The organism is Mucilaginibacter sp. 22184 (assembly GCF_052045695.1).
In the GTDB taxonomy this organism is placed as follows: Bacteria; Bacteroidota; Bacteroidia; order Sphingobacteriales; family Sphingobacteriaceae; genus Mucilaginibacter.
Genome location: NZ_JBQEPI010000011.1, coordinates 52,857 through 71,276 on the forward strand (window position 1 = coordinate 52,857; position 18,420 = coordinate 71,276).

General features: G+C 42.6%; 13 protein-coding genes. 10 read left to right on the top strand and 3 right to left on the bottom strand.

Translation table 11 applies throughout. The features are described 5' to 3' along the window. Positions 1–7: 7 nt before the first annotated feature. Complete coding sequence (locus ACTJKG_RS23085; protein ID WP_440740515.1) at positions 8–583, top strand: dihydrofolate reductase family protein; 576 nt, start codon at positions 8–10, stop codon at positions 581–583. Between the two features lie 409 nt (positions 584–992). Here the strand turns inward: ACTJKG_RS23085 and ACTJKG_RS23090 are convergent, their stop codons facing one another. Continuing rightward, the gene (locus ACTJKG_RS23090) at positions 993–4,031 is read right to left on the bottom strand and encodes a glycosyltransferase family 117 protein (protein WP_440740516.1); all 3,039 of its coding nucleotides are present in this window, start codon (positions 4,029–4,031) and stop codon (positions 993–995) included. A 409-nt stretch (positions 4,032–4,440) separates the two neighbouring features. Here ACTJKG_RS23090 and ACTJKG_RS23095 point away from each other — a divergent pair, with 409 nt between their 5' ends. From ACTJKG_RS23095 to ACTJKG_RS23115, 5 genes are all read left to right on the top strand, one after another. Next, a complete protein-coding gene (locus tag ACTJKG_RS23095) occupies positions 4,441–5,538 on the top strand; it encodes a hypothetical protein (protein WP_440740517.1) in 1,098 nt (365 codons plus the stop codon). A 532-nt stretch (positions 5,539–6,070) separates the two neighbouring features. Next, positions 6,071–7,681: a CTP synthase gene (locus ACTJKG_RS23100; RefSeq protein WP_172336799.1), complete on the top strand. Its 1,611-nt coding sequence runs from the start codon at positions 6,071–6,073 to the stop codon at positions 7,679–7,681. A gap of 211 nt (positions 7,682–7,892) precedes the next feature. Beyond that, positions 7,893–9,707 carry a membrane protein insertase YidC gene (gene yidC, locus ACTJKG_RS23105; protein WP_440740518.1) on the top strand — a complete coding sequence of 605 codons (1,815 nt, stop codon included), beginning with the start codon at positions 7,893–7,895 and terminating at the stop codon, positions 9,705–9,707. A gap of 400 nt (positions 9,708–10,107) precedes the next feature. Then, positions 10,108–11,475 carry an exonuclease domain-containing protein gene (locus ACTJKG_RS23110; protein ID WP_172336797.1) on the top strand — a complete coding sequence of 456 codons (1,368 nt, stop codon included), beginning with the start codon at positions 10,108–10,110 and terminating at the stop codon, positions 11,473–11,475. A gap of 36 nt (positions 11,476–11,511) precedes the next feature. Beyond that, positions 11,512–11,937 carry a hypothetical protein gene (locus tag ACTJKG_RS23115; protein ID WP_440740519.1) on the top strand — a complete coding sequence of 142 codons (426 nt, stop codon included), beginning with the start codon at positions 11,512–11,514 and terminating at the stop codon, positions 11,935–11,937. A 7-nt stretch (positions 11,938–11,944) separates the two neighbouring features. Here ACTJKG_RS23115 and mutS read toward each other — a convergent pair whose 3' ends face one another. Both mutS and ACTJKG_RS23125 read right to left on the bottom strand, forming a co-directional pair. Next, positions 11,945–14,554 carry a DNA mismatch repair protein MutS gene (gene mutS, locus ACTJKG_RS23120; RefSeq protein WP_440740520.1) on the bottom strand — a complete coding sequence of 870 codons (2,610 nt, stop codon included), beginning with the start codon at positions 14,552–14,554 and terminating at the stop codon, positions 11,945–11,947. A 173-nt stretch (positions 14,555–14,727) separates the two neighbouring features. Beyond that, the gene (locus ACTJKG_RS23125; RefSeq protein ID WP_440740521.1) at positions 14,728–15,207 is read right to left on the bottom strand and encodes a hypothetical protein; all 480 of its coding nucleotides are present in this window, start codon (positions 15,205–15,207) and stop codon (positions 14,728–14,730) included. Positions 15,208–15,433: 226 nt separating this feature from the next. On the opposite strand from ACTJKG_RS23125, the gene ACTJKG_RS23130 reads away from it, so the two are divergent. From ACTJKG_RS23130 to ACTJKG_RS23145, 4 genes are all read left to right on the top strand, one after another. Continuing rightward, entirely contained in the window at positions 15,434–15,952 is a 519-nt protein-coding gene (locus ACTJKG_RS23130; RefSeq protein ID WP_172336794.1) for a hypothetical protein, read from the top strand. A 266-nt stretch (positions 15,953–16,218) separates the two neighbouring features. Further along, entirely contained in the window at positions 16,219–16,647 is a 429-nt protein-coding gene (locus ACTJKG_RS23135) for a DUF2809 domain-containing protein (protein ID WP_440740522.1), read from the top strand. Next, the gene (locus ACTJKG_RS23140; protein ID WP_440740523.1) at positions 16,628–17,383 is read left to right on the top strand and encodes an oxygenase MpaB family protein; all 756 of its coding nucleotides are present in this window, start codon (positions 16,628–16,630) and stop codon (positions 17,381–17,383) included. The genes ACTJKG_RS23135 and ACTJKG_RS23140 overlap by 20 nt, the downstream gene beginning before the upstream one ends. A gap of 38 nt (positions 17,384–17,421) precedes the next feature. After that, positions 17,422–18,267: a DUF817 domain-containing protein gene (locus ACTJKG_RS23145; RefSeq protein WP_172336791.1), complete on the top strand. Its 846-nt coding sequence runs from the start codon at positions 17,422–17,424 to the stop codon at positions 18,265–18,267. The last annotated feature ends 153 nt before the right edge of the window (positions 18,268–18,420 follow it).

Here is an 18,420-nt window from a genome sequence, read left to right on the forward strand (position 1 = left end):
AACCAATATGGGAAAGATAGTATTATTCATGCACGCGTCGCTCGATGGCTTTGCAGCCGGTACAAAAGGCGAAATGAACTGGATCCATGTAGACGAGGAGATCTTTAATTTCGTTGAGGAAAGGATCGCGCAGACCAATACGGCATTATATGGGAGGGTAACCTTTCTGATGATGGAAAACTATTGGCCAACGGCAGCGGAGCAGCCCGGTGCAAGCAAACACGACAGGGTACACGCCGCCTGGTACAAAACCGCGCATAAAGTGGTACTATCAAATACGCTAAACCAGGCAACATTCACCAATACCACGGTACTTGGTGAGGACTATGCTGCGGCCCTTAGTAAATTAAAAGAGGAAACAACAGGAGATATCCTGTTATTCGGAAGCCCTACCACAGCACACTCCCTTTTGGCAGAAGACCTGATCGATGAATGCTGGCTTTTCGTTAACCCGGTATTGTTGGGTTCAGGGATTCCGGTATTTAAAAATATTAAAGAAAAACAGTCGTTAAAACTCCTGAAAACGCACGTTTTTAGCTCAGGTGTAATTTGTTTGCAACACGAAGTGCAGCGCGAAAATTAATTAGTAAAAAAGTCTGCCTTCAACCGAGGCAGACTTTTTTGTTTCCTTCAGAACACACTCACCCATCGCCGTTGTTGGTGTTGTCACCAACAACAATCTACACGAGTAATTAACCAGAACGTATAATGTTGGTGACAACACCAACATTGGCGGAGAAGGCTTTAAAATGCATTTTATTCCTGCGCTCGTTTGCAACCACAGATGTTGGGAAGAAGAAAAAAGCGGGAGGATGTGCGATTCCCCTCTTGAGAGGGGTGGAGGGGTGTGTTTTTCTGCTTGATGAACACACCCCTGCTATTGCGCAATCCCGTGCGCCCCCTCTCAAGAGGGGAATTTTTGTCCACGCAGGGTCTCCTCTCCGAGAGACCCTGCGTTTAGCGTTGTGCAGAGAAAAACCCTTGTTTACTTATTACTCCTGTCTGTTCAGCAAAGCTGCAAACTTATTCCCGTAATCATCCAGCTGTGCCTGGTATTGCTGATGCAGGGCGGTTTCTTTATAATTTTTGGTGGTATCGGCCAGTCCGTTCAATACATATAGCTGAAACTGCACCTCATTAGGATTCAACGCTTCGGGCTTGTTCTGCAGCAGGGTATAATTATAAGCCAGCTGATCGGTCAGATAGTCATCAATCCCCTTTACATAACGGTTGGCCAGCTCCTTATCATTTAGCTTGTAAGCCACTTGTGCCAGTTGCAGTTTACGATGCGCCGAGTCGATATTGGGGTTGATATCGGGCATTTCCTGGTCAAATTTATGTAGCACATTCAGCGCCAGATCGTTCCGGCCATCCTTGATCAATCCCTGGGCCAGGTCATGGAAGGTTGTCTCCATAAAAGGATAAAACTCAGTTTTGGCCACCGGGTCAAGATTCCGGGCATGTTTAAAATTGCCGAATTTGAACTTGGTCATCACATTATTATAGGCCACCAGGCTGTTTACCTTGCCCAGCTGGTTTTGTACAGATGTATCGGCTTTAAATGGTATCAGATGATATACAAACCCTTCTTTATACAAATAAGGCTGTAAGCCGCCCATGCTCTCAGGCGAATACCCGATACTAAAGCAAATAGGCCTTTTCCAATTATTATGGGCTATAATATCCATAATGGCCAGGTTATCTTTAAATATATATTTGCCCGGGTACTTCCACTCCATTTCCTGGGTGAGTTTATCTTTTTGCTGCGCAGTTATTACGCCGTTTTTCAGCACCTCATCCGGGTTGATACTCATTTTAAAATTTTTTGTGGGCAGATAGTTCATGGTTTCGCCGCTTTGATACTGCACCTTGGTACGACTATCGTCCGAAGTGATAAAATCAAACACTTCCTTTACATCTACCGATCCCGGTATTTTGGCATCGTTGTAGGCAATTACATCGCGCGTACCCAGCCTGTATTTTTCAAAGGGCATGGTTAAAGGCAACGGAGCCGATTGGTTCATGGGTTTATCCATTTGGTGTATATACCAGTCCATCCCCAGCAAACTATTACATACAATACGCACATCGGGCCTGATGCCTTCCACCTCCTGGTCGTACCAAAGCGAATAGGTATCATTATCGCCATAGGTAAACAGGATAGCATTCTTGGGGCACGATATCAGGAAATTATAGGCCATGTCATGCGGAATCATTTTGGTGGAGCGGTCATGCGCCCCCCACTCCTGCCGGGCCAGCAGTATCGGGGCAACCAACAGACAAGTTGCCACCGATGCCAGCGCAGCACCGCGGGCGTTTACCCTGCGGCGTAAAAGATCATGAATAGCCAGTACCCCCAACCCTATCCAAATAGCGAAGGCGTAGAAGGAACCCACGTACGAGTAGTCGCGCTCGCGCGGTTGCAGGTTTACCTGGTTAACATACAATACAATGGCCAAACCGGTAAAAAACCAAAGCAGGCCGATTACAGTAGCGTCGCCCCTTCTTTTTTTGAAATGATAAACCATTCCTAACAAGCCAATAACCAATGGCAGGGCGTATAAAGGGGTATAAGTATTTGAGTTGATGATAGATTTAGGTAGATGACGCGCACCGTCAAACAGGCCCGATGTCCAGTTGCCATCCGTTGATGCGGTACTGGTTTGCCCATCAATGTCATTGTACCGACCAACAAAGTTCCATAAAAAATAGCGCCAGTACATCTGGTACATCTGCCAGCTCAGCATCCACCGCATATTATCGGCAAAAGTTGGGCTTTGCCCATCGGGCAGGTTAAGCCATTGCTTATAAAATTGTACGTTCTGGGCAAAGTCCTGGTCGCCCTCGGTGCTGTGCATACGGGGCATAATGGTGTTATGATCAAACATATAGTTTTGTTTCTTTCCGTACATCTCGTAGCGGTTGCGGCCCTTGCGGTACAAGGCGTTGCCTTCGCTCTGATCAATAACCTTGGCGTCAAACATGGGGCCGTACAGCAGCGGATTATCACCATACTGAGCTCTGTTAAGGTAATTGTTCAGGGTAAAGGCGTTATCCGGATGCGTGTTGTTCAGGTTGGTATTGGCGGTAGCACGGATAGGGATATACATAAATGACCCGTACCCAAAATAGATAAAGGCCAGGCATACTAAAGCCAGGTTTAAAGCAGCTTTTTTATGTCGGATGCTATACCTGATAGCGCCAACCAGCGATGCAATGATAGCCAGAAAAACAAACGCCGCCCCGCTGCCAAAACCCAAACCCAGGGTATTTACAAAAAACAGATCGGCATAAGCAGCTATTTTGATGGTGTATTCCCTGATGCCGTATTGCACCAGGCCCAGGATCACAATGCTGATCAGAAATACTACGATGCTGCTTTTTATAGTAGGATTTTTATATCTGCGGAAATAATAAACCATAGCTATGGCCGGTATCGTAAGCAGGTTAAGTAAATGGATACCGATAGAAAGGCCCATAATGTAGGCGATGAGTACTATCCATTTATCGGCGCCGGGTTCATCAGCATGGGCTTCCCATTTCAGTATCGCCCAAAACACAACAGCGGTACATAGTGATGATAGGGCGAAAACAATAGTTTCCACAGCCGAAAACCAGAACGTATCGGTATAGGTAAAAGCCAGCGCACCTACCAAACCGGCGCCCATAATGGCGATCATTTGTGAGGAGCTGATGTCCTGGTCTTTAGTCACCAGTAACTTTTTTGCCAGTGCGGTTATCGTCCAAAACAAGAACATGATAGTTGCCCCACTCGCCAGCGCCGAACCCAGGTTGGTAAAATAAGGCACCTTAGTAGCATTACCGAAGGATAACAGCGAAAACAATTTGCCCAGCATGGCAAACATCGGGTAACCGGGCTGGTGCGACACCTGTAAACGGTAAGCACAGGAAATAAACTCGCCGCAATCCCAGAAACTAACAGATGGCTCCAGGGTTAAAACATAGGTGGTAAAAGCGATAAGGAGGCAAAGCCAGCCCAACAGGTTGTTGATCTTATTGTAGCGTATCATAAATAAGGTTGTAAAGTTTAGTCATATGTAATTGAACACCAAGTTCGGGCTAAAGGGTTAAAAGTCCATGCACATTAACATTCCTTAACATCTTTTAACAGATTTTAACATATTGATTTTAAGGAGATAGCATATATAAGAAGTTTGTCATGCTGAGGAATGAAGCATCTATTAACCGATGTGTATTGTACATTTGTACAATGCAACAACAACATAAATAATATATTAAAAATCAGTTATTTATAAACATTATCATTCGTTATTCATAAAATAAATCACCCCAAATCTTTCTCCAATTAACTAATTTTCAATACCTTGCTTACTGAAACATATTTAACCTATAATTTAAACCAACTTTAATACCTGCTTAATATTCACCTCATATTCACATCAACCTTATTTTACATGTATGTTTATTAAAAAATGGTCATGCGCTATAGCCCTGCTGGCTGTGGTAGCTGTTGGCTGTAGCAAAAAGGATAGCCCTGTAGTGCCCAATCCACCAACGCCGCCAACATCACCCGTAAAAACAAATTATAAAAAGATTCAAATAGATTCGGTACGCAAGGTTCTTGAAATTGAAAAGTATAAAATTGTAAGAGACAGTATTTGGAAAGACAGCTTGGGCATTAGCTTTTTTGTATTAGACAGTGTTTCTGAATTTGGTGTAACTCCTAAAAATGAAGATGGGGTATATCCCGGAAGTTTATTTGCTGTTGCTGATTTAAAAAAGCTCGCTTTTACACCCATTACCAACTATGAAAAATTACCAATAACAGTATTTACCGATGCGTGGAACGTAGATAAGTTTTCAGACATCATCGTTCCTTCTAAAAAAAATGCAGACGACGCGCTATCCAAAATAATCTCTTCGGCAAAAGGGCCCCGAAAACAAATTAACGGTCAGTCTTCAGGCAAAACGGAGTTTACCGATTATACTTTAACCGCAAAATACTTGCTGGGCATTGGGGATGGGTTTGGTTCATTATTAACACCCAAACTCCAGCCGGGAACAGCTGATATTCAAAAGAAAACAGGACTCATTCTGTATTATATTACTTCCTATTATTCATACCGGATTGATGGACCAAATGACCCTTTTTTCAATAAAAACCAATATCCGGATCTGGCCGCCAGATCGGCCGTGGTCGGCGGTATTAATTATGGAAGGATCGGTATGGTTTTCCTGGAGTCCGACTCTTCGTGGACAAGCCTCAGCAGGGCAGTTACAAGATTTACAGACGATAAGGGGCAACCGACCCAAAATGATATAAGCATTCTTAAATCTGCCGCAGCACATGTTTACTACAAGGATTTAAGCGGAGAAAAGCTCATTGATCAAAATAATTTAAACGGTTATGACAGGATCATGGAATTTAAAAAGATCAACGCCTTATATAACGATAAGGATAAAGGCGTTCCCATTTCATTTTACCTGCAGTCGGTAGCCAATTTTGGTATATATTATAATGTTTTTGTCAGGCCGCTGGTATATCGCGTCCATTAACATGGGTTGAAGAGATAGTCTGTCAAAAGGCGAGTTATACTCTCCGATATTTTGAATATATAAACAGCCCGGCTTTTCTGATCAAAAAGAAAAGCCGGGCTGTTTTGTCAAAGGAAAGCTAAATCCCCCAAACTTACCGTTTGGTATGTAGCTATTTAACCGTTAATTTTTAAAAACTTTTTAAAGTTTTTAAATCCATCAAAAATTTGTAAAAAAGTGTTAAAATGGGTGTTTTGAATAAAAAACGATCTGTTTTTGAGTTGCTTCCCCCCCGTTTTTGACTAAAAAAGTGTTAAAATTTAAGGTTTAAAAAGTTTTTTTAGGATAGTATCAAGTAGCGAGTATCAAGTATCAAGATTTTTAACTTCGGTAGTAAGAACACCAATAGTAGATCCAATGGTCTTGATACTTGATACTATCCTCCCCATTTTTCTGAAAAAACAAATCATGGAACCCAAAATTTTTCCTACTTTTGTATCCCGTACACAAACAATTGGTGCCGCGTAAAAAAGGTACCATTTTACACAAAATCATGACTAAATATATTTTTGTTACGGGCGGCGTTACCTCGTCGTTAGGAAAAGGTATTATCTCAGCCTCATTAGCCAAATTGCTTCAATCACGCGGTTATCGCGTCACTATCCAAAAGTTTGATCCCTATATCAATATCGATCCGGGAACATTAAACCCTTATGAACATGGAGAGTGCTATGTGACCGAAGATGGCGCCGAAACAGATCTGGACCTTGGCCATTATGAGCGTTTTTTGAATACCCCTACTTCACAAGCCAACAACATTACCACCGGCCGTATTTATCAAAATGTGATCAATAAAGAGCGTGAGGGCGCTTTTTTAGGTAAAACTGTACAAGTGGTACCACACATTACCGATGAGATCAAAAGAAACTTCCGCATACTGGGCGAAAACGGTGAATATGATATCGTGATCACCGAATTGGGTGGTACTGTGGGTGATATCGAATCGTTACCGTATATTGAGGCGGTAAGGCAGTTCCGTTGGGAGGTTGGTTCGGCCAATTCCCTGGTGATCCATCTTACCCTGATCCCTTTCCTGGCAGCAGCCGGCGAATTAAAGACCAAACCAACCCAGCACTCGGTAAAAATGCTGTTGGAGTATGGTATCCAGCCAGATATACTGGTTTGCCGCACCGAACATCACCTGAACAACGACCTGCGTAAAAAAATAGCCTTGTTCTGTAATGTGAATATTAACGCGGTTATCGAATCGATAGATGCTTCAACCATTTACGATGTACCATTGCTGATGCTGAAAGAGCAATTAGACAAAACCGTACTGACCAAACTTAAACTACCTCACAAAAACGAGCCCGACTTGGAAAGCTGGAAAGATTTCCTGGGCCGTTTAAAAAACCCTACTGCCGATGTACGTATTGCTTTGGTAGGTAAATACGTGGAATTACCTGATGCTTACAAGTCAATCACCGAAGCGTTTATACACGCCGGGGCCAAAATGGAGTGTAAAGTAAGGGTTGAATATATTCCGTCTGAACAATTAACTCCAGAAAATGCTGTCGAAAAACTAAAAGGCTTGCATGGTGTACTGGTTGCCCCTGGTTTTGGCGAGCGTGGTTTTGAGGGCAAAATACAAGCCATACGCCATGTACGCGAAAACAATATCCCTTTCTTTGGTATATGTTTAGGCATGCAATGCGCTGTGGTGGAGTTTGGCCGTAATGTTTTAGGACTGGAAAATGCCAATAGTACCGAAATGAACCCGGAAACACCATACCCGGTGATCGGTATGATGGAAGATCAGAAAAACATCACCAACAAAGGTGGTACCATGCGTTTAGGCGCCTATGCCTGCGATATTAAAAAAGGCACTAAAGCGGCTGCCATATACGGAAAAAACCGTATTTCAGAACGTCACAGGCATCGTTATGAGTTTAATAACGAGTATCTTAAGCAATATGAAGCTGCCGGTCTTACCCCTTCAGGTATCAATCCGGAAAACGACCTGGTAGAGATTGTGGAGCTAAAAAACCACCCGTTTTTTGTAGGCGCGCAATTTCATCCCGAATTAAAATCAACAGTTGCTAATCCGCACCCACTTTTTATTAACTTTGTCGCCGCTTCGCTGGCATATGCCCGCAAGAAGTAATAGAGCAGATAAGATACCATCAGACGGTATGGATAAAAGAGCGGGTGTACCATAATTACATCTGGCCTACAGTAACATACCTGCTGATGATAACTCTAAGCTATATATAGCGGCTGGGCGTGTATGAGGATAGCCCCGATCTGCTAAATAGAGATGGAAATTTAACAGTGATGATCAAGAATTGATAAGTGATCATTCGATACAATAGATAATGGACAAAAATACATTTACAGGATTATTCCTGATCATGGCAATTATTGCTGGCTCAATTTACTTTCTGAAGCCATCTGATGCCGAACTTAAAAAAGAACGACTGGTACAGCAGCAGGACTCTATAAGAAAGGGTTTAATTAAAGCGCAGACAGCCGCGGCAAAAGCAGCCAAAACAGATACCAGCAAAGCCCATGTAGTTGACTCGGCCTTGTTAAAAAGCCCTTTTGGAGCAGCTTCTGTCGGCAGCGAAAAAGTGGTAACCTTAGAGAATAAGGACTTATTGGTAAAACTGAGCACTAAAGGTGGCAAAGTTGCTTCTGTTGAATTAAAAAACTTTAAAACCTTTGATAAAAAGCCGCTTATACTTTTCAGTGGAGATCAAAATCATTTTGGGTTAAATTTTACCGCAGGTAATACACCAATCAATACCGACAACTATTACTTTACGCCAAGCGCACCGGAACTTAAAGTTGCCGAAAAAGATTCAGCTTCGGTAACCTTGCGCTTAAGCTACAGCCCTACCCAGTACATTGATTATGTGTACAGCTTAAAGGGTACCGGCTATAAACTGGGCCTAACCATTAAGCCAACCGGGCTTGATGGCGTTATCAACAATAGCGGTAACATCAACCTGAACTGGGCAGCCAGCCTGCACAAACAGGAAAAGGATATGAAGCAGGAGCGTCAGTATTCAACCGTTTACTATTTTAATACTGAAGGGCAAGTTGATTATCTGAGCGAAACCAAAGATGATCAGAAAGACATCAGCGATAAAAAAATGGCTTGGATAGCCTTTAAACAGCATTTTTTCTCGAACGCATTGCTGGTTAAAAACAGCATAAGTCGTTCAAATTTAGCTGTATCGACCGATGTTGCTGATACTTCGGATGTTAAACAAATGAAGGCCGACCTGACCATTGCGCGCAGTGCCGATGGCAGTGTGCCCATGGAGTTTTACTTTGGCCCTAACCGCTATTCTACCTTAAAAGCTCAGGGATCAGAGTTGCAAAAGCTGGTTAACCTGGGTTGGGGACCATTAAAATACATCAACCAGTTTGCCGTATTACCGGTGTTTAACTTTCTGAACCAGTTTAACTGGAGCTATGGCTTGATCATCCTGGCTTTAACCATCCTGCTTAAATTGGTATTATCACCACTTACTTATAAATCATATCTATCTATGGCTAAAATGCGTGTGCTGAAGCCGGAGATGGACGAAATTAAAGCTAAAGTTGGCGAGGATAACCCTACACTTTTACAACAGGAATATTTAAAACTGTACAAAAAGGCTGGTGTAAACCCACTGGGTGGTTGTTTACCACTGTTAATTCAAATGCCGATAGTGATCGCGTTCTTCCGCTTTTTCCCAAGCTTGTTTGAGCTGCGTGGTCAAAGCTTTTTGTGGATGCATGACCTTTCGACCTATGATTCGGTGATCACCTTCGCGCCAATAGCCGGAGTAAGCCATATCAGCTTAATGTGTTTGCTGATGACCATATCAACGTTGATCTATACTTACTTTAACAACCAGATATCGGGTGCTACAGGCCAGATGAAATACATCGGCTACATCACCCCTATCGTATTCCTGGTTACCCTGAACAGCTATCCTGCAGGTTTGAACTATTACTACTTCCTGGCCAACATGCTTACCTTTTTACAGCAATACCTGATCAAATTCATGGTGGATGATAAAAAGATCCATGCCCAGATCCAGGAGAACAAAAAGAAGCCGGAAGAAAAGAAAAAGAAATCAGGTTTCCAGGCCCGCATGGAAGAAATGATGCGCCAGCAACAACAAGCTAAAAAATAATTTTTTTGACTTTGAGACTCTGAGATTTTTGGACTTAGGACTGAAAGATAAAAGAGACAATAGAAAAGCCCTGAAAGATAAATCTTTCGGGGCTTTTTGTTACGCATCTTTCGCTGCTGACGGGCATCTGTGAGTTGACGTTAAGCGGGTGATTTTTATGCAAAAAGTGGGTTTACACTTTTTTGCATAAAAAATTCACAATAACTTTATTATCAGATACATAGCTAAATGTAAACCCTAAAAAGTGTAAACCATGTAAACCCACTTTTTACCAATTAAGTAAACTCGGGGCTATACATACATTCGTGATTGAATTATCCGCAGCTCCTTTAGCTTTATATCTTTCCTTCAAAAATAAAAAAACACTAAAATAATTAGCAAAATGTATTACATTTGAAATATGTATGCAATTGTCGATATTGAAACCACCGGGGGGCATGCCAGCGCAAATGGCATTACCGAAATTGCCATATGCATACATGATGGTAAAAAGGTGGTTAAGCGTTTCCAGTCGCTGGTAAACCCGCTGAGGGAGATACCGGTTTATATCAGCGCGTTAACCGGCATTACTAACGAAATGGTACAGCAGGCCCCTCCGTTTGAGGATGTAGCCGCCGATGTTTACCACCTTATCCATGGTAAAATATTTGTTGCCCATAACGTTAATTTCGATTATTCATTTGTTCGCTACCATTTAGCCGCGGCCGGATACGATCTGCAGTGCAATAAACTGTGTACTGTACGCCTGGGCCGTAAAATATTACCTGGATTACCTTCCTATAGTCTGGGTCGCCTATGCAAGCATCTGGGTATTGATAACGAAAGCCGTCACCGCGCTGGCGGCGATGCCGAGGCCACTGCCGAGCTGTTTACCCTGTTGTTGAACAGCGATACGGAAGGACATATTAAAGGAGCGCTGAAACAGGGCTCTAAAGAGCAGCTGCTCCCTCCTAACCTTCCTAAAAAAGATATCGACCAATTGCCGTACATGCCGGGTGTATATTATTTTCATGATCAAAAGGGGAAAGTAATCTATGTAGGTAAGGCTAAAAGCCTTAGGAAGCGGGTAAGCAGCCATTTTACCGGTAATAACCCGGGATTGCAGCGACAAGAGTTTTTACGGAACATACACCAGGTAACTTACCAGGTTTGCGGCACCGAACTGATTGCTTTTGTATTGGAGGCCATCGAGATCAAACGCCTGTGGCCTAAATATAACCGCTCCCTGAAACGATTTGAGAATGCTTACTGTCTGTATGCCTTCGAAGACCAGCGTGGCTACCTGCGCCTTGCAGTGGATAAATACCGCAAATACAGTAACCCGATATATACCTGTAACTCACTGCTTGATGGATACAACCTGCTTAATAAACTTATTGAGGGTTTTGAGCTATGCCCTAAGCTGTGTTTTATCCAGAAAAATAATGACCCTTGCGCCAGTGTAGCGGGCATATCCTGCGCCTGCGAAGGCATTGAAACTGTGGATGATTACAACCATAAAGTAAATACCGCTATTGACCAATTAAAGCAGGCCTTACCTACCTATGCCATCCGCGATGAGGGCCGCACAGGTGATGAACATAGCTGTATATTGGTTGAAAAAGGACAGTTTTATGGCATGGGTTATATCTCCCATTATTTTGATGCCGATAATATCCAACAGCTCAAAAACTACCTGACCCCATACCCGGGAAATGATTACATCAAGAATATCGTATCTAATTATGCCAGCCGCTATCCGGATAGGATGGTGGTGTTTGCTTCCTGAGTAGATTTAACTATTTTGCTGTATTATAATTAAAAAATGAAAAAGATACTTTTCCTGATACCCTGCTTTTTATTTTGCTTAAAATCCCACAGTCAAAGCATATCATTTAATAACCTCCTGCATCTTTTAGGTGAAAAAGATGTAGAAGCCTATATCACCTCAAAACCCTTTAGTTTTGTAAAAAACGACGGGCCCTTTCCTGAGGATCGATATTTCAAAAACGCGAATACACCTAATGTAGAAATGATCGGCTACGAGAAAGCTCATCATTCTGTAAGGTATACTACAGCAAATAAAGCTTTTATGATCGCCCTGATCAAACAAATTAAATACCCGCTTATTCTTAAATCCGACGATCCAAACTCTTCTTTATATTATCAATTCGGAGATACACAGATGATGATCATGATTGATATTTATAAAAAGAAATCTGAGGCCTCATTGACCATGTATCGAAAATAATCCGGCCTTAACTTTTGATTACACGCTGTATCTCATCCAGTTTCATCAGGGCCTCTACCGGTGTAAGGGTATTTACATCCAGGTTATTCAGGGTATCACGGATTTTTACCAGTACCGGATCATCTATGGAGAACATCTGCATCTGCACGGCTTGCTTTTGCACTTTTCGGATACTCTCCTTAATATGTTCGCCACCGGTACGCTCGTTTTCCAGTTTTTTTAATATCTCATTGGCACGGGTGAGCACTTTTGGCGGCATACCAGCCAGTTTGGCCACATGGATACCGAAACTGTGCTCACTGCCGCCAGGCACCAGCTTACGCAGGAAAATGATCTGGTGACCAACCTCTTTTACCGAAACATTAAAGTTTTTGATGCGGTTAAAGCTGTTGCTCAATTCGTTCAGCTCGTGATAGTGGGTAGCAAACAACGTTTTGGCTTTGGCCGAAGGGTGATTATGCAAATACTCGGCAATTGACCAGGCAATGGAAATACCATCATATGTTGATGTACCGCGACCGATCTCATCCAGCAGGATCAGGCTACGATCTGACAGGTTATTCAGAATGCTGGCTGTCTCGTTCATCTCTACCATAAAGGTTGATTCGCCGGATGAAAGGTTATCCGATGCACCTACACGGGTAAATATCTTATCCACCAAACCAATAGAAGCTGATTTAGCAGGCACAAAACAACCCATCTGGGCCATTAGTACAATCAAGCCGGTTTGCCGTAACAAGGCCGATTTACCCGCCATGTTGGGGCCGGTAATAATGATGATCTGTTGCGACTCCGAATCGAGGTACACATCATTGGTGATGTACGACTCGCCCAGTGGCAGGTTCTTTTCGATCACCGGGTGACGTCCACCCTTGATATCCAACTGTTTGCTATCGCTTATTTCGGGCTTTACATAATAGTTTTTGATCGATATGGTAGCAAAGTTAAGCAGCACATCCAAACGGGCTATCAGCTGTGCATTCAGCTGTATGGGTTTAATATATTCAGTAAGCGCATATAGCAGATCGTTATATAAACGTGTTTCCAGTGCCAGTATTTTTTCTTCGGCACCTAATATCTGCTCTTCGTATTCTTTTAGTTCGGGGGTAATATAGCGCTCGGCATTCACCAAAGTTTGCTTACGGATCCACTCCGATGGCACTTTATCACGGTGGCTGTGTGTAACCTCCAGGTAATAACCAAATACGTTATTGAACGATACTTTGAGCGATGGAATGCCTGTTGCTTCGGCCTCACGCTTTTGTATCTCCAGCAGGTATCCTTTACCCCCAAAGGCTATCTTACGCAGCCTGTCTAACTCTTCATCGATCCCCTCGTTCATTACTGATCCTTTTACTATCATAACCGGTGGCTCAGGATGCAGCTCTTTTTCTATCTTTTCGCATATCAGCACACAGGGGTTAAGCTGTTCGCCAATAGCCCGGAGTGGCTGACTCTCTGATGTTTCAGCTATTTTTTTGATAGAACCGATAGCCATCAACGCTTTTTTTAGCTGGCATACCTCACGCGGATTGGCTTTTTGCAAACCAATTTTAGAAATGAGCCTTTCCAGGTCGCCTATCTGGCGGATGTATTGCTGCAGCTCCTCACGCAGTTCCTCCTGCGCTATCAGGTATTCCACTACACCCAGGCGGTCGTTGATCGGTTTTATTTCTTTCAGCGGCATCACTATCCACCGACGCAGCAAACGTGCTCCCATGGGTGAACTGGTTTGATCAAGCACATCAACCAGGGTCTTAGCATTCTCATTAGCAGAACCAATTAACTCCAGGTTGCGGATACTAAACCTGTCGAGCCACAGATATCTATCTTCCTCAATACGGGATATAGATGATATATGCTGTAGATTACGATGTTCGGTCTCGTTGAGGTAGTGGATAGCCACACCTGCGGCGATAATACCCAGGTTAAGTTTATCAATACCAAAACCTTTGAGCGATTTTACACCGAAATGCTTTAACAGCGTTTCGTTGGCATAATCACCGCTGTAGGGCCATTCGTCAAGCGCATAGGTATAAAAACGATCGCCATAGGTATCCTTAAAATCCTTGGAGCGGCTTTTGGGGTAGATAACCTCACTTGGCGAAAAACTTTGCAACAGCTTATCAATATAATCGCTGTTACCCTGGGCAGTCATAAACTCCCCCGTCGAAATATCAATAAGGGCAATGCCTATGGTATTTTTTTCAAAATGAAGCGACGCCAGGTAATTATTGGTCTTTTGGTGCAGTATATTGTCATTGGTAGCCACACCAGGGGTAACCAGTTCCGTAACTCCCCGTTTTACAATGGTTTTGGTAGTCTTTGGATCTTCCAGCTGATCGCAGATGGCTACACGCTGACCTGCCCTAACCAGTTTTGGCAGATAAGTCTCTAATGAATGATGCGGAAAGCCAGCCAGTTCGATATGCGTGGCGGCCCCATTGGCCCGGCGTGTGAGCACAATGCCCAGGATACCCGATGCTTTAACGGCATCTTCGCCAAAGGTTTCGTAAAAATCGCCCACACGAAATAGCAGCAGAGCTCCGGGATACTTAGCCTTTATGGCGTTGTATTGCTGCATTAAGGGGGTTTCTTTGGTAGTGTCTTTAGCCAAGCGGTTACTCCTTTTATTAATCGGGTAAAGTTAATGCATTGGCTGCGCATTTACGGGATTGTGGAAAAGTTACAACGTTGTGGATATTATCAAAACAGAGGTCAATGAGCATCAGATCACCCCTCATAAACAGCACTCAAACACATTAATAATATCTGCCCGGAATTATACGCTCAACCCACCAGGGTTTTCTGATCAGTAAAAGGAGGCATAGTTTTGATTTTAACCGCTATGTAGCGTTCTATAATATCATTATAAATTTCCTTATCACTGCCCGCTATCAGATCAGTAGTTACACAAATACAACTGTTCCGGATACCCTCGCCCTTTACAGTAAAAAAGATCGACATACCCTGCCCACGCATTTTCCCACAGCTGATGTCTGTAACATCTTCCCAATAAATAACTTTGTTTTCAATATGATAAATCAACTTTTCATGGTCGATCTGCAAAGCGGCTTTATCTTTCAGATCGTAAGTAAAGCATTGCCTGCAATAATATACAGCTATAGCACTAAGAACAGCTATCACCGGCAAAACACCAGGCCAATTATAAGCGTTAATATCAACAACACATATAAACGCAATAGCAAAGGGTATAATGATACCAACAAGCCATAAGGCTTTACTACATTTATAAATAATGACGTTCATTTCAGGTTTTACGGTAATACTAAAATAAAAAAATTATTGAAAATAAAAAAATATTAATGTCAATAATACAGTTTTAAATATTAGCTTCTATCAATTGGTTTACAAGTACATATACGATAGGCATTGTACATCGGTTTGCTCGTACAAAACTTTTTTTTCAACTTAATTTATACCCTTAATCACAAACAACTTTTGCCAGATACTGTTAAAGCTAAAAATTTACCTTATGAGCAATTTAAGACTACTAAGCGAGGAACAAAGTAACCGGATCAGGCTTTTTTATAAAACCGGTTTCCCTATCGGGATTATATTTATACTCGCGTTCGGTATCCCGATAAGTATTGTTGCAGCTGCTTTTGCGGGTATTATAGCGGCCATGGCTGTACTGCTTTTAATTGCCGTGGGTATTTATCTTATTGTCAAAAAACGAAATCAAAAAATAGCTCATGCCCTGGAGGTATATCAATACGGAACCGAAGAAGATATATATTTCGATTCCATAGAACTAAACTATAGCTACGAAGTAAATGGCCGGCCGCAACAGATCATTAACATACGACGCCGTGACGAGCTAATACAGGTTAAAACCTTCAGCAACAGAGTTTGTGATGCTTTCAGATTACCATCGCAAAAGGCCTACTTTTATGACCGGTACCCTGAGATTGTTTTGCCCTCTTCTATATTTTATACCGCTTTTGATAACAAACAAGATCCTCCTCAAAAAACCAGGAGCGTAAGCATTTAACCTCTTCTTACATCGCTCCAAAACTTTTTAAACCTTAAATTTTAACACTTTTTTAGTCAAAAACAGGGTAAAAACATTTCACTTTTGGGCATTTTAACTAAATTTTAACGCCATTTTAACACTTTTTAACAAATTTTTGATGGGTTTTAAAAGCTTTAAAAAGTATTAAAATCCAATTCCTGATTTCCTGATACGGAGCCTTATTTCCAATTTCATTTGGAATTCCAATTCTTTATTAATTACTTTGAATTACAAAGTACTTTTTAATGACAAAATCATATCGATATTTTTCACCCGCACTATTGCTTTTATTATTGGAGGCTATAATTGCCAGGTACGTGCATGACAACATCATCAGGCCGTATGGCGGAGATTTCCTGGCCGTACTATTTCTTTATTGCCTCATCAAAAGTTTTTTTAATATGCTGGTGCTTAAAGCCGCGATATACGCTCTGCTGGTAGCTTACACTATAGAAGTTTCGCAATATTTTCATCTAACCCACTTGTTGGGATTGCAAAATTCAAAAATCATCAGGCTGCTTTTAGGCAGTTCCTTTTCATGGATGGATATCCTATGCTATACCTGCGCCTTTGTACTTATCATCATCATTGAACAATGCCGAACCCAGCCAGTTGCAGGCGGGCAAAAAATCAGAAACCCTAAAAAATTAAATCATGGAATATTTTGTAGATGAGCGTTCTATAGTACGTAAGATCTGGGGTAAAGCCGATACCATCCTGTTTATTTTCGCGGGAGCTGCGGCTGAGTTTTCCCTGAACAAGGCAGTCGACTGGCTATATTTTACCGGTAAACTCCCGGCCGATCCGCTGGCCAGGCTGTTCTCTACTGTAGCCTATTCACGCCAGATCATTTTTTCGGAACGCGACGCGGCTCTGCGGGCTATTGACCAAATTACGGCCATTCATCGGGGTGTTGAAGCCGGCCGGGGAACACAGATACCCGACTGGGCCTATCGGGATGTGTTATTCCTCCTGATCGACCTTTCTATCAGTTCCTACGAACTGCTGGAACGCCCCCTTACCTTGCTGGAGAAAGCCCAGACTTTTGCCGTATTTAAACGCGTGGGCACCCGGATGCAGCTTACCGGCTTGCCTGCCACCTATTCGGAATTTCTGGATATGCGCCGCGAGCACCTGCGGCAAAACCTGGTTCGCAGTGAGTTTACTGCCGACCTGTACCGGCAATACCGCCGTCATTTGGGTGGCGTACGTTACCAGGTACTCAAACAGGCGCAATTACTGGTGACACCACAAGAGGTTCGTACGCATTTACGGTTAAATACCGTGGCCTGGTTACGACTTGTACTATGGGGATACAAATTTTTAAAACTAATAAGGCTGACCTCTTTTTTACGCGATGCGCTGCTGCCCGCGACCTATAAATCACAAATTTTAAGTATGGAGTCTTGAGTCTGATTTTTAATACCTCGCAAAAAACAATCTTCATTATGGACTTTCAACCTAAACCTAACCGAAGACTTCGGGCTCAAGGCTCCAGACTTAAAATTGATCATTTTCTCACATTTGTTAAGCAGGAAGCCTTATCCTGTCTGTTCCCGGTATTGGTTTTTGCGATGCTGGCAGTTTCGCATTTATTTAAGCCGGTTATCCCCCGGTATGATTTTATGCTGATAGCCTGCGTATCGATACAAATCATCATGTACTACACCAAAATCGAAACCAAAGACGAGGTATTGGTGATCTGTGTGTTCCATCTCCTGGGCCTGGGGATGGAACTGTTTAAAGTACATTATGGCTCCTGGGCCTATCCGGAGTTTGCCTATACCAAAGTTTTTGGCGTGCCTTTGTACAGCGGTTTTATGTACGCCAGCGTAGCCAGTTACCTATGCCAGGCCTGGCGAAGGCTTAAACTCAACATCATTTACTGGCCACATCACCCTACAGCCCGCATTATAGGGGCGCTTATCTATCTTAATTTTTTCACCAATAAATTCATCTATGATGTGCGTTACCTCATCGGCTTACTCATCCTTTACTTTTTCTGGCGATCGGTAGTAATATTTGAGCTGAAAGGCAAGCTTTACCGCATGCCTACCATCCTTTCATTCCTGCTCATCGGCTTTTTTATATGGCTGGCCGAAAACATAGCCACCCTGCTCGGCGCCTGGAAATATGCATACCAGCATCATGGCTGGGCCATGGTGAACTATCAAAAAATAAGCTCCTGGGGCTTCCTGGTGATCGTGAGCTTTATTATTGTAGCCGAATTAAAGATGTTGAAAAGCGGAGCTAAAAAGCCGGTTCCGCTCCTTGCAGATGCAGTGCCCCTTTAGCGTAACACTTGCGTTAATGGAGAATATTCTATTAAAAAGTGGGTTTACATGGTTTACACATTTAATGGTCAAAACCTATTTAATGTATTCATAATCAAATATTTATAAAAATTTAGCCATTAAAAAGTGGGTTTACATGTAAACCCACTTTTT

Excerpts from the sequence above, each read along its gene's own strand:
- ACTJKG_RS23085 (WP_440740515.1), top strand. The coding sequence starts at position 8 with ATGGGAAAGATAGTATTATTCATGCACGCGTCGCTCGATGGCTTTGCA.
- ACTJKG_RS23090 (WP_440740516.1), bottom strand. The coding sequence starts at position 4,031 with ATGATACGCTACAATAAGATCAACAACCTGTTGGGCTGGCTTTGCCTC.
- ACTJKG_RS23095 (WP_440740517.1), top strand. The coding sequence starts at position 4,441 with ATGTTTATTAAAAAATGGTCATGCGCTATAGCCCTGCTGGCTGTGGTA.
- ACTJKG_RS23100 (WP_172336799.1), top strand. The coding sequence starts at position 6,071 with ATGACTAAATATATTTTTGTTACGGGCGGCGTTACCTCGTCGTTAGGA.
- yidC (WP_440740518.1), top strand. The coding sequence starts at position 7,893 with ATGGACAAAAATACATTTACAGGATTATTCCTGATCATGGCAATTATT.
- ACTJKG_RS23110 (WP_172336797.1), top strand. The coding sequence starts at position 10,108 with ATGTATGCAATTGTCGATATTGAAACCACCGGGGGGCATGCCAGCGCA.
- ACTJKG_RS23115 (WP_440740519.1), top strand. The coding sequence starts at position 11,512 with ATGAAAAAGATACTTTTCCTGATACCCTGCTTTTTATTTTGCTTAAAA.
- ACTJKG_RS23125 (WP_440740521.1), bottom strand. The coding sequence starts at position 15,207 with ATGAACGTCATTATTTATAAATGTAGTAAAGCCTTATGGCTTGTTGGT.
- ACTJKG_RS23130 (WP_172336794.1), top strand. The coding sequence starts at position 15,434 with ATGAGCAATTTAAGACTACTAAGCGAGGAACAAAGTAACCGGATCAGG.
- ACTJKG_RS23135 (WP_440740522.1), top strand. The coding sequence starts at position 16,219 with ATGACAAAATCATATCGATATTTTTCACCCGCACTATTGCTTTTATTA.
- ACTJKG_RS23140 (WP_440740523.1), top strand. The coding sequence starts at position 16,628 with ATGGAATATTTTGTAGATGAGCGTTCTATAGTACGTAAGATCTGGGGT.
- ACTJKG_RS23145 (WP_172336791.1), top strand. The coding sequence starts at position 17,422 with ATGGACTTTCAACCTAAACCTAACCGAAGACTTCGGGCTCAAGGCTCC.